This is a genomic window from Nannocystis sp. RBIL2, assembly GCF_026626745.1.
Lineage (GTDB): Bacteria > Myxococcota_A > Polyangia > Nannocystales > Nannocystaceae > Nannocystis.
Genome location: NZ_JAPNJW010000001.1, coordinates 755623 through 767142 on the forward strand (window position 1 = coordinate 755623; position 11520 = coordinate 767142).

At 70.7% G+C, this 11520-nt stretch carries 10 protein-coding genes; 5 read left to right on the forward strand and 5 right to left on the reverse strand.

The window, feature by feature from the left end; translation table 11 throughout:
• Window positions 1–66 precede the first annotated feature (66 nt).
• Complete coding sequence (locus tag OV090_RS03010) at window positions 67–1341, reverse strand: endonuclease/exonuclease/phosphatase family protein (RefSeq protein WP_267701937.1); 1275 nt, start codon at window positions 1339–1341, stop codon at window positions 67–69.
• Window positions 1342–1502: 161 nt separating this feature from the next.
• Here OV090_RS03010 and OV090_RS03015 point away from each other — a divergent pair, with 161 nt between their 5' ends.
• Entirely contained in the window at window positions 1503–2420 is a 918-nt protein-coding gene (locus OV090_RS03015; RefSeq protein ID WP_267701938.1) for a trypsin-like serine protease, read from the forward strand.
• Here OV090_RS03015 and OV090_RS03020 read toward each other — a convergent pair.
• Complete coding sequence (locus tag OV090_RS03020) at window positions 2377–3102, reverse strand: hypothetical protein (protein WP_267701939.1); 726 nt, start codon at window positions 3100–3102, stop codon at window positions 2377–2379. The genes OV090_RS03015 and OV090_RS03020 overlap by 44 nt on opposite strands.
• Before the next feature lie 198 nt (window positions 3103–3300).
• Entirely contained in the window at window positions 3301–5244 is a 1944-nt protein-coding gene (locus OV090_RS03025; protein WP_267701940.1) for a YgiQ family radical SAM protein, read from the reverse strand.
• Between the two features lie 109 nt (window positions 5245–5353).
• On the opposite strand from OV090_RS03025, the gene OV090_RS03030 reads away from it, so the two are divergent.
• Complete coding sequence (locus OV090_RS03030) at window positions 5354–6127, forward strand: ABC transporter ATP-binding protein (protein ID WP_267701941.1); 774 nt, start codon at window positions 5354–5356, stop codon at window positions 6125–6127.
• A gap of 85 nt (window positions 6128–6212) precedes the next feature.
• Here OV090_RS03030 and OV090_RS03035 read toward each other — a convergent pair whose 3' ends face one another.
• Both OV090_RS03035 and mqnB read right to left on the reverse strand, forming a co-directional pair.
• Entirely contained in the window at window positions 6213–7031 is an 819-nt protein-coding gene (locus tag OV090_RS03035; RefSeq protein WP_267701942.1) for a 1,4-dihydroxy-6-naphthoate synthase, read from the reverse strand.
• Window positions 7028–7657 (reverse strand): futalosine hydrolase, encoded by a 630-nt coding sequence (mqnB, locus tag OV090_RS03040; RefSeq protein ID WP_267701943.1) that lies wholly within the window; start codon window positions 7655–7657, stop codon window positions 7028–7030. Before mqnB ends, OV090_RS03035 begins: the two co-directional genes overlap by 4 nt.
• Before the next feature lie 315 nt (window positions 7658–7972).
• Between mqnB and OV090_RS03045 the strand changes: the two genes are divergently transcribed.
• The 3 genes from OV090_RS03045 to OV090_RS03055 are packed head-to-tail and all read left to right on the forward strand — an operon-like array spanning window position 7973 to window position 11514.
• The gene (locus OV090_RS03045; protein WP_267701944.1) at window positions 7973–8650 is read left to right on the forward strand and encodes a haloacid dehalogenase-like hydrolase; all 678 of its coding nucleotides are present in this window, start codon (window positions 7973–7975) and stop codon (window positions 8648–8650) included.
• 28 nt (window positions 8651–8678) lie between these two features.
• Complete coding sequence (locus OV090_RS03050; RefSeq protein ID WP_267701945.1) at window positions 8679–10364, forward strand: SDR family oxidoreductase; 1686 nt, start codon at window positions 8679–8681, stop codon at window positions 10362–10364.
• 4 nt (window positions 10365–10368) lie between these two features.
• Window positions 10369–11514: an SDR family oxidoreductase gene (locus OV090_RS03055; RefSeq protein WP_267701946.1), complete on the forward strand. Its 1146-nt coding sequence runs from the start codon at window positions 10369–10371 to the stop codon at window positions 11512–11514.
• Window positions 11515–11520: the final 6 nt, after the last annotated feature.

The window sequence follows — 11520 nt, forward strand, 5'->3', positions numbered from 1 at the left end:
GAAGCACATGCCCCATCGAACATGCCCTGAAAGACATGCCCCATCGGGCATGCCCGTGAGCGCCGCTCACTCGTCGGTCTCTTCGCCCGGGTCCGGCGCTTCGGTCCCGAGCTCGAGGTCGACGAGGATCGGGTTGTGGTCGGACACCAGCTTGCCCTCGGCGACCGGACGCTCGATCACCTGCGGCTCGCGCGGGCGCAGGCCCTTGCCGGCGAACCAGTCGACGCGCAACGGCACCCGCCCGCCCCACGGCGCCAGGCGGCGCTCGAGGTACGTCCACATCACCCGGCGCATCGCCTTGGGCATGTAGTCGAGCGCCTTGCGGAAGATCTCGGGGTCGTAGATGTCGTAGTAGATGGTCCCGCGGGTGAAGTCGTTGAAGCCGTCGATCTCGAACCCACCGTCGCGCATCGCCGCGAACACCGCCCGCTCGAAGTGCTCCTCCGGCTTCATGTACTGGGCCGCCATGCCCTCGATGCCGAAGCGCGTCAGCTTGTAGAAGAAGTTGTAGGCCAGACCGCGGCCGCTGCTGAGGTCGTAGGTGTTGGTGTTGAGGTCGCCGCCGAGGAGCATGCGTTCGCCGCCGAACTCGCGCAGGCGGGTGACGATCTCGCGGATGTCGCGGGCGCGGTCGCGGGGCCCGGCGAACGGATCGAGGTGGACCAGCGCGACCGTCAGCGGCCCGTCGGGCAGCAGCAGCTCGCACAGCAGCGCGCGCTTGTTGCCGATCCGCTTCTCCGTCGCGTGGAACTTGTCGCGTCGCTCCTGCAGCTCCACCGCCTCGAAGCGGAGCACCGGGAAGCGGGTCAACAGGGCGCAGCCGTGCATCGCCTTGGTGTTGGGCACGCCGTGACCACGCTCGCCGCGGTCGCCCTCGACCAGCACGAGGTGATAGTTGGCGAACACGTAGCCCATGCCGAGCGCGTGGGCGAGCTCCTTTGGCACGTTGCGGTTGCCCGAGCGGCCCATGCCGATGTCGACCTCGGTCAGCAGCAGCAGGTCGGCCGCCGACAGCTCGGGGTCGGAGGTCAACAGCGTGTGGAGGCCTTCGAAGCGCTTGCCGCGCTCGACGTTCCAGGCGACCGCGCGGACGATCCCCGGACGTCGCGGCGCCAGCGAGTGGCCGAGCGTCGGCTCGAGGTCCCACTCGAAGCCGCGGAGGACCCGCTCCAGCTGCGGGCGGATCGTGCGGAACACCGGGTCTCGCTCCAGGCGGCGGCGGGTGCGGATCCGGGCGATGTGGGCCAGCGCTTCGGTGAAGTCGTGGTCGAGCTGCGAGCGGAGCGGGAGCGGACCTGGCTCCGAGACCAGGTTAGGATAGGCGAAGGTATTCGTCGGCACGCGCCTCCCCGGATCGGACCTACGCGATCGGTACCAGATCGCAACGGCGCTGTCCCGGGGTCTGCGCCCGCGCGCCCGGGCAATTTCGATCCGCGACCCGTGTGCGCAGTACGCGGGTCGGATCGCCGTGGATCCCCGGCGATCGGGGTTATTCTAGTCGCATGTCGCAGCTCGGCCTCGTCGCCCTCCTCGCCTCGCCGCTCCCGTGGACCGCGCCCGCGCCCGCGCCCGCGCCGATCTACGGCGGCGAGTTGGTCGAGCCGGGCGCGTGGCCGACCGCCGTGGCGATCCTCATGGGCGACACCATGTGCACCGGCACGCTCGTCAGCCCGACGGTCGTGTTGACTGCCGCGCACTGCCTCGACAACAACCCCTCGCCCGCGCTCATGCACGTCGTCGTCGGCGACGACGTGTGGACGAACTACGAGACCTTCGTCTCCGTCGCCTCGCACGGCTCGCACCCCGACTTTTGCGGCACCGACACCGAGGTGTGCAAGGTCGACATCTGGGACTACGGCTACGTCGTGCTCGAGGAGCCGCTCGTCGGCGTCGCGCCGACGCGGCCGCTCAGCGATCAGGCCGAGTGGGACGACGCCATGTACATCGGCGCCCCGATCACCGTGGTCGGCTTCGGCGACGACGAGAAGAGCCTCAACGGCTTCAAGCGTCAGGTCGACGTCGAGATCGTCCGCTTCAGCCCGAGCGGCCTCGAGTTCCAGGCCGGCGGCGAGGGCCACGACTCGTGCCAGGGCGACTCCGGCGGCCCTGCGTTCGTCACCCTCGCCTCCGGCGAGGTCGTGCTCGCCGGCGTCACCTCGCGCGGCTACACGTGCGGCAAGGGAGGCTTCTACGCCATCCCCTACGCCGCGCTGTGCTGGCTGAACCAAGAGACAGGTGTCGACCTGCGCACCGACGCGTGCGAGGCGTGCGACTGCCTGGTGACCGAGCCGAACCGCGACGACGGCTGCGGCTGCGACGCCGGCGGCGACGCCGGCGGTTCGCTCGGCCTGATCGTGCTGACGGCGCTGGCCGGGTTCAGAAGATCTGGGCGCCGACCCGCACGTACGTCTCGGCGCTGAGGACCTCGAGCAGGCGGTCGTTGATCGCCTCGGCGTCGAAGTTCGCGAAGTCGACGCCGCGGAAGAACGCGTCGTAGGTCTTGGCGACCGTCAGCGCCTTGCCGCCCGGCTCCTTGCCGGTGATCGTGAGCGGGCGTCCGTCCTCGGCCGTGCTGAGGTCGAGCTCGACGATGCTGGTCTGATTGGTCTGGAACTTCCAGTTGGCGCCCTCGTGGGCGCCGGACGGGTCGACCGCCGTGCCGGCGAGGTAGACCGTCAGCCCCTCGACCGACGCGTGGCCGTGGACCTGGTACGGCGTGTCGAACGCCTGCTCGGCCAGCGACGACTGGTAGCGGCCGTACTCGACGCGCAGCTTGCAATATGTCCCTTCGGGCAGATCGACCGAGGCGAAGTCGACGAGGTCCTGATCCTGCGCCAGCTGGTACTCGGGGAACGGGCCGTACGGCAGTTCGAAGTCGAAGCTCTCGCCGGCGCACGACTCGACCTGCGCCGCGGTCATCACGATCACGCCCTCGGCCAGGTTGACCTGCCAGCCCTTGTCGTTGACGAACACGCGGGCGGCTTCGGCCTCCCCGAAGTTGGGCAGGACCCCCTTCTCGTTGCGCGTACCGTGGTGCGAGATGGCCAGCGAGAGCGTCGTCTTCGGCTCGAGCAGCGCCTCACAGCCCGCCAGGCTCGACATCACAGTGACAGCCGCCAACACTCGCGTCGCGCTCCGCATCATCGTCATAAAGCTGGGGCATCTTATCCATAGATGGCTGTGACGCGGAACCACCGTCCGCGCCTGTGCTCGTGCGCTAGGGTGGTGGCGGGGCGAACCTGCACCGGCGACGCGAGCGCGGCTGTCGGCGCGGCTGTCGGCCCTACCGGGACGACCGGTTCATGGCCCGGCGGCCCCGAGCCCGCGCCGCGCCCGCCTGGCGCCCGGGACAGGCGACGCTCCATGTGTGCGCGTCGCTCCTCCTCCCTCCGGCGGTACCAGACACGACGGCCCGTGACCGATCAGCGCAGCGCGCCCGGCTCGGCGCAGCGCCTCGCGAGCGAGGTGGTGCTGCGCCGGATCCCAGTAAAGGAGTAGCGACTTCTGCAGCTTCTTCTCGCGCAGCTCTTTCGCCGTGTAGACCGGCTGGCGCGTGAACGGATCGCGACCCGTGTAGTACATGCAGGTCGCCATGCTCATCGGCGTGGGGATGAAGTCCTGCACCTGTCTGGGTCGCACGCCTCGCGCCTTCAGCCATAGCGCGAGATCGACCATGTCGTCGAGCGTGCTGCCCGGGTGCCCGGAAATGAAGTAGGGCACCAGATGCTGATCTTTGCCCGCGGCTTCGCTCGCGCACGTGAACTGCTCGGCGAAGCGCTCGTAGCTGGCGACCCCGGGCTTCTTCATCTTGGCGAGCACGTCGTCCTTCACGTGCTCGGGAGCCACGGACAATTGTCCGCCGGTGTGGTGCGTCGCGAGCTCGCGGATGAACGCCGGAGATCGTTCTGCCAGGTCGTAGCGGACGCCCGAGGCGATGAACACGCGCCGCACGCCCTCGGATTTGCGCACCTTCTTCAAGAGGTCGACGAGCGGCCCGTGGTCCGTGTCGAGGTTCTCGCACACGCCCGGATGGACGCACGACAGCTTGCGGCACGCGCTCTCGATCTGCTCGCTCTTGCAGCGCATCCGGTACATGTTGGCCGTCGGCCCGCCGACGTCCGAGATCACGCCGCGGAAGTCGTCCATGCGGCGCAGCGCCCGGATCTCCCGCAGCACGCTCTCGGCCGAGCGCGACTGGATGATGCGGCCCTCGTGCTCGGTGATCGAGCAGAACGTGCAGCCGCCGAAGCAGCCGCGCATCGTCACGATCGAGTGCTTGACCGTCTCGAACGCCGGGATCTTGCTGCCCGCGTACGTCCAGTGCGGCCGGCGCACGAACGGCAGGTCGTACAGCGCGTCCATGTCGCGCATGTCGAGCGGGTGCGCCGGCGGGTTGCAGTAGAGCGCCCGGTCGCCGTGCGGCTGGACCAGCGGCCGCCCGTTGCCCGGGTTCGTCTCGTGCTGGAACGCCCGCGACATCTCGAGGAACGCGTCCTTGTCGGCGCTCGCCTCCTCGTAGCTGGGCAGGTGCAGCGGCAGTCCGTCGCGCACGTAGCGGCTCTTCGGCAGGTGCTCCCACTGGCCCTTCGGCAGCATCACCGCGGTGCCGCGGACGTCGCGGATCGTGCTGATGTCTTCGCCGGCCTTGAGCCGCCGCGCGACCTCCCACACCGGCCGCTCGCCCATGCCGAAGATCAGCAGGTCCGCCTTGCTGTCGACCAGCATGCTGCGGCGCACCTGGTCGCTCCAGTAGTCGTAGTGGGCGATCCGCCGCAGGCTCGCCTCGATGCCGCCGAGCACCACCGGCAGCCCCGGGAACGCCTGCCGGGCCAGGTTCGAATAGACGATGCTGGCGCGGTTCGGCCGCTGCTCGAGCGCGCCGTCGGGCGAGTATTGATCCTCGCCGCGGATCTTCTTCTGCGCCGTCAGCTTGTTGAGCATCGAGTCGAGGTTGCCGGCGGTGATGCCGACGAACAGCCGCGGCCGGCCCAGCCGCGAGATGTCCTTCGGGTCATCCCAGCGCGGCTGCGCGATCATCCCGACCCGCAGCCCGCGGCCCTCGAGGAACCGGCCGATCAGCGCCCCGCCGAACGCCGGGTGGTCGACGTACGCGTCGCCGTTGATGATGAGCACGTCGAGCTCGTCCCACCCGCGCGCGTCCATCTCCTCCCGAGTCATCGGCAGGAACGCCCGCAGGTCCCGCGGCGGCGCCGTCTTGCTGGCCCTGAGCTGGACGAGCGACATGCGGCGAACACTAGTCGATCCCGCGCCGGCGCGCCCGTGCCTGCGCGTGCGCCACCTCTTGCCCGCGGGCTTGCGGGGCCCCCCCGCCTCTCTCCTATTAATGCCGGGCATGACCGAGGCGCCCGCCCTCGCCGCTCGCGGCCTGACCTGTCGGCTCCCCGAGCGGGTCCTCTACGAGGCCCTCGACCTCGACCTCCGGCGCGGACGGATCTGCGTCGTCGCCGGCCCCAACGGCGCCGGCAAGTCGACCCTCCTGCGCACCCTCGCCGGGCTCGACCGTCCGCAAGCCGGCCACATCGAGCTGCTCGGCGACCGCCTCGCCGCCCTCTCGCCCGCCGCGCGCGCCCGCCGGCTGGCCTATTTGCCGCAGCACTGCCCCGTCGAGCCCGACCTCCACGTGCGGGAGGTCGTCCTCCTCGGCCGGCTGCCCAACCTCCCCCGCTTCGGTCCGCCGCGCGCCGCCGACGCCGAAGCCACTGACCTCGCCCTCGCGCGCCTCGGCCTCGCCGCCTTCGCCGAGCGCCCGATCGGCCGGCTCAGCGGCGGCGAGCGCCAGCGCGTCATGCTCGCGCGCATGCTCGCGGCCGAGGCCGCCGTCGTCATCCTCGACGAGCCGGCCGCCGGCCTCGACATCGGCCACGCCCTCGGCCTCTACCGCCACCTGCGGGCCCTCGCGCGCGAGGGTGTGGCGGTCCTCGTCGCCGAGCACGACCTCGACCTCGCCCGCCGCCACGCCGACGACGCGGTCCTGCTCGCCGCCGGCCGCGCCCGCGTCGGCGCCTGCCCCGACGTGTTCAGCCCGCAGCACCTCGGCGCGGCCTTCGGCGTGGTCGCCCACGAGCGAGACGGCCGCCTGTTCTTCGAGGCGCTGCCCGCCAGCTGACGCCGCCGGCTGTCTTCACGGACAGGCGCTCGAGAGCATGTTCTCACGGACATGTCTGGACGATCATGTCCCCGCGGACATGTCCTCAGCGCGGCAACAGCCCCGCCGCCTGCCCGCGCGCGCGCAGCTCGGCCAGCGCCGCCGCCCCTTCGGCTCCCATGTCGCGCGAGAACTCGTTGACGTACAGCGCGATGTGCTGCCGGCAAACCTCGTCGCTCAGCTCCTGCGAGTGCGCCTTCACGAACGGCCACGCCGCGGCCGGGTCGGCCTCCGCCGCCGCGATCGACCGGGCGATCCCCTCCTCCACCGCCCGCACCTGCCCGGCGGGCAGCGAGCGGTGGGCCGCGATCACCCCGAGCGGCAGCGGCAGCCCCGTCGCCGCCTCCCACACCTCGCCGAGGTCCGCCACCTGCTGCAGCCCGTGATCGCGGAACACGAACCGCGCCTCGTGGATCACCAGCCCCGCGTCGACCTCCCCCGCGGCCACCGCCGGCATGATGCGATCGAAGCGCATCGGCACCACGGTCACCGACGCCGGCGCGAAGCAGCGCAGCAGCAGGTGCGCCGTCGTGTACGCGCCCGGGATGGCGATCTTCCGCCCCGCCAGCGCCACCAGCTCCGTCGCCTCGCGCGCGACCACCAGCGGCCCGCAGCCGCGGCCCAGCGCCGCGCCTGTCCGCAAGACCAGGTAATCGCGCTCGACCCAGAACAGCCCGTGCGCGCTCAGCTTCGTTACCGGCAGCGGCGCCTCGCCGGCCAGCGCGCGCTCGTTGAGCGCCTCGATGTCGGCCAGCCACGGCAGCGGCCGCAGCCCCGGCACGAACTCCGGCACGCGCACCAGCGCGTCGAACATCCACGTGTCGTTCGGACACGGCGAGAACCCGAGAGGCAGCGGCTCGCTCATTCGTTCCCCCAGTTCGCGGCCTGCAGTCGCAGCAGCGCCGCCTGCACCCCGGCCACCGCGCGCGGCAGGTCCCACCCGCCCGCGGCGCGTCGGCCGGTTCGATTGCTCACGCAGCGCAGCTGCACCCACGGCACCCCGAGCGCGCGGCAGGCCCACGCCACCGCCGCCCCCTCCATCGTCTCGACCGTGGCCCCCGTGCCGCTGGCCAGCGCACGCGAGCGCGCGTCCGTCCCGCTGCAGGTGCTGACCGTCGCCCCGCGCACCACCGGCGCCGCGAGCAGCCGCGCCGCCGCGGCCGTACGCCCCGCGTCGGCTTCGAACGGCCCGACCGACCCGAGCCCCAGCTGCGCCAGCGGCAGGAAGCCGTCGTCGACCGCGACCCCCTCGTCGCCCAGCCAGTCCTCGCCGACCAGGCACACGTCGCCGACGTCGAGCCTGCCTCCCGGGCCATGTCCTTCGGGATAGGCGCCGCAGACCCCGAACAGCAGCACCCACGCCGGCCGCCGCAGGGCCAGCGCCTGCGTCATGCTCACCGCCGACGCCACCTTGCCGACGCCGAGTCGCAGCGCCGAGGGCAGCCCGCGGCCCTCGACCTCGGCGGCGCAGACGAGCAGCGGCGCGGTCACGGCCACACGATAGCGCACCTCGCCGCGCGTCCCACCGGTGACCCCCCGACCGGTCTCACGCCGAAGGAATTTCTTAAACGCACGATCAATCGTCCGCGCCAACTACTTACTCACGCGAGTAAACATCTCGCCCGCTCGCGACTGACGCCACCAAAGCCCCGTGGACCGGCGCCAGGCCCCCTCTGCGCCCGATCCTGCGAAGCCCCCTGCACGCGTAAAACGGCGTGCGCAGCGGCCTTCGCAGGCATTCGAGACCGGTCGCGAATGCTTGTAACGCCGGCCTCGGGTGCGCTAACTAGGCCGCGAGCCTGGTCGATGACACAAACCAACACGGCAGCATTCGTCCGCGTCGAAGGCATCCTGCTCGCCCGCGGCGTGCTCAGCGCGGCGGCCTATCTGGCCGCCAACGCCAAGAAGTTCGGTGAGCGGGCCGTCCGCCTCGGCCTCGTCGGCCTCGCCGCCCCGGTCCACCGCCTGCTCGGGCAGACCGACCGCGCGCTGGCCCACCGCCTCGCCCACCTCGCCATCCGCGGCATGAGCCAGGACCGCGTCGAGGTCCTCTGCGAGGAGTACGCCGAGGATGTCCTGAAGGACACGATTTTGGATCAGGGCCTCGAGCTGCTCAAGCGGCTGCAGGCCGAGGGGCGGCGGGTCGTGCTGCTGTCGGACAGCATCGAGCCGATCATGAAGCCGCTCGCGCGCCACCTCAAGCACTACGACGAGCTCGTCTACAACAAGATCGAGTTCGAGGACGGCGAGGCCACCGGCAAGCTGCTCGACCCGGTCATCGGCTCGAACGTCGGCGGCCGCTGGCTCGACGACTACGCCGCCGCGCACGACTTCGAGCTCTCGCGTTGCGCCGCCTACGGCGCCCACGGCCCGGACATGCTGCTGCTCTCGCGCGTCGGCAAGCCGTGCGCAGTCAACCCCGACTTCGTCCTGCGCCGCAGCGCCAAGGACGCTGACTGGCCGATCATCGATTATCGCGACTGACCTTGGGGACAGGAACCGGAGGACACCCGTGAACACGCCGATCTCGATCAAGCACAGCTACGCCGGCCGCCATGTCCTGCTCACCGGGGTCACCGGCTTCCTCGGCAAGGTCTGGCTGGCGATGGTCCTGCAGTACGTGCCGGACGTCGGCAAGATCTACGTGCTCACGCGCAAGAAGGCGCTGCGCCCCGCCGCCGACCGGTTCGAGCGCCAGGTCCAGACCTCGCCGTGCTTCCGCCCGCTGCACGAGAAGTACGGCGCCGACATGAGCCGCTTCATCAGCGAGCGGATCGAGGTCGTCTCCGGCGACGTCTCGCAGCCCGACATGGGCGTCGAGGACCCGGCGGTGCTGGCTCGCCTGCGCCGCGACATCGACCTCGTGATCAACTGCGCCGGCCTCGTCGACTTCGACCCCGACCTGCGCGAGGCCATGACGACCAACGTCGAGGGCGCCCGCAACGCCGCCAACTTCGTCGCCGCCTGCGACAAGGCGGTGCTGCTGCACATCTCGACCTGCTACGTCACCGGCAAGAAGAACGGCCTCATCCCCGAGGTCATCCGCCCCGACCTCTCGCCCGACGGCCAGCCGTTCGACGTCGAGGTCGAGTGCGCCGAGGTCCAGGTCAGCATCGACGCCATCCTCGCCGAGCACGAGTCGCCGGAGATGGACAAGCGCGCCCACGACGACGCGGTCAAGCAGATCCGCGACAAGGGCGGCGACGAGAACAACGCGATGCTGGTGCGCAACACCGCCCGCCGGATCAAGCGCAACCTCTTGAAGGACGCGATGGTCGCCGAGGGCCAGCGCCGCGCCGGCCGCTGGGGCTTCACCAACATCTACACGTACACCAAGAACATGGCCGAGGCGTGGATCGCCCGCCGCCTCGATCCCGGCCGGTGGAGCATGTTCCGCCCCGCGATCGTCGAGAGCTCCATGAGCTACCCGTTCCCCGGGTGGAACCAGGGCTTCAACACCTGCGGCCCGCTGAGCTACGCGCTCGGCAGCTGGTTCCGCCACCTGCCGTGCAAGCAGGGCAACCCCTTCGACATCATCCCCGTCGACTACGTCTGCCGCGGCATGACCGTCGCCGGCGCCGCGCTGATGCGGGGCGAGCACGCGCCGGTCTACCAGTGCGGCAGCTCGGACCTGAACCTCCTCACCATCGACCGCGCCGTCGAGCTGGTCGCGCTGGCCCACCGCAAGCACCTGCGCACCCGCGGCGACACCACCCTCGACCGCGTCGTCAAGTCGCGCTGGGACGCGATCGCCGTCACGCCCGACCACCCGATGCGGATCGAGAACATCCGCAAGATGACCGAGTCGGTCGACGAGTGGCTGCGCGACCCGCCGAAGGGCTGGCCGGAGTTCCTCCGCCGCCGCCTCGGCGACCTCGTCGAGCACACCGAGGACGCGCTCGAGTCGATCGACAAGATCGAGCGCATGTGCGAGCTCTACCTGCCGTTCATCCACGACAATTACTTCGCGTTCGTCACCCGCAACCTGCTGCGGCACCCCGTCGTCGAGCCCGAGTGGGACTGCGACCCGCGCAGCATCGACTGGCGCCACTACTGGATCGACGTCCACATCCCCGGGCTTCGCAAGTGGTGCTTCCCGCTGTTCGAGAACAAGACCCCCGAGAGCTACGCCCCGCGCCACCCCTTCCGCTTGCGCTCGCCCGAGGCCGCGCCCGCGCCCCACGCCGAGGTCGTCTGACACCATGGCCATCTTCCTCACCGGAGCCACCGGATACATCGGCTCGTACGTCGCCGCCGGGCTGCTCGACGAGCACCCGAGCGAGCGGCTCGCCCTCCTCGTCCGCGCCAAGGACCCGGCCGAGGCCGAGCAGCGGCTGTGGAAGTCCATGCAGCTGCACATGGACTTCCCGCGCTTCATCGACCTCGTCCGCACCCGCTGCGACCTCTACCTCGGCGACCTGACCTTCCCGGGCCTCGGCCTCGAGGCCGACGCGCGCGAGAAGCTGGTCCGCACCATGGACTCGGTCATCCACTGCGCCGCCTCGCTCAACCGCAAGTCGTCGAAGGCGTGCTTCAACGTCAACCTGCGCGGCACGCTGAGCGTCCTCAAGCTCGCGCGCGACGCCCAGGACCAGCACGGCCTGCGCCGCTTCACCGACATCAGCACGGTCGCGGTCGCCGGCGAGCGCAAGCACGAGGTCGTCACCGAAGACAACACCATCGACTGGGACAAGTCCGACTACGACCCGTACTCGCGGACCAAGAAGTTCTGCGAGCACATGCTGCACGAGCTGCTCCCCGACGTGCAGCAGCTGGTGCTGCGCCCGTCGATCGTGCTCGGCGACAGCCGCTTCCCCGAGACCACTCAGTTCGACATGGTGCGGGCCTTCGTCATGCTCGCCAAGCTGCCGGTGCTGCCGTTCCACCCCGACTGGCGGCTCGACATCGTCCCCGTCGACTACGTCTCCAAGGCGATCGTCACCCTGCACCAGCGCGACAAGCTGGCCCACGACGCCTACAGCCTGAGCTCGGGCACCGCCTCGCTGACCTACCGCCAGGTCGTCGAGGCCATGCGCCGCGCCGGCCACCCGGTCAAGCACCGCTTCGTCCCCGGCCTCAACGGCGCCTTCAACCGCGTCGTCGAGACCGCCTCCAACACCCCGCGCGGCTGGGGCCTGTCGCTGCCGGCCTCGCTGCTCAAGGTGTTCCTGCCCTACCTCACCTTCGACACCGTGTTCGACAACCGCCGGGTCGTCGACGCCCTCGGCGAGTCGCCGGCGCCGTTCGACCGCTACGCCTACGGACTCTACCGCTTCGCGGTCGACCACAACTTCAGCTACCCGTACCAGCCCTGGCCCGGCGGCGCCCAGGTCCGGCAGGTCGCCTAGCCCTTC

Coding starts and splice junctions, on each gene's coding strand:
- OV090_RS03015 (WP_267701938.1), top strand. CDS start 1,503: ATGTCGCAGCTCGGCCTCGTCGCCCTCCTCGCCTCGCCGCTCCCGTGG.
- OV090_RS03020 (WP_267701939.1), bottom strand. CDS start 3,102: ATGTCGAGCCTGGCGGGCTGTGAGGCGCTGCTCGAGCCGAAGACGACG.
- OV090_RS03025 (WP_267701940.1), bottom strand. CDS start 5,244: ATGTCGCTCGTCCAGCTCAGGGCCAGCAAGACGGCGCCGCCGCGGGAC.
- OV090_RS03030 (WP_267701941.1), top strand. CDS start 5,354: ATGACCGAGGCGCCCGCCCTCGCCGCTCGCGGCCTGACCTGTCGGCTC.
- OV090_RS03035 (WP_267701942.1), bottom strand. CDS start 7,031: ATGAGCGAGCCGCTGCCTCTCGGGTTCTCGCCGTGTCCGAACGACACG.
- OV090_RS03045 (WP_267701944.1), top strand. CDS start 7,973: ATGACACAAACCAACACGGCAGCATTCGTCCGCGTCGAAGGCATCCTG.
- OV090_RS03055 (WP_267701946.1), top strand. CDS start 10,369: ATGGCCATCTTCCTCACCGGAGCCACCGGATACATCGGCTCGTACGTC.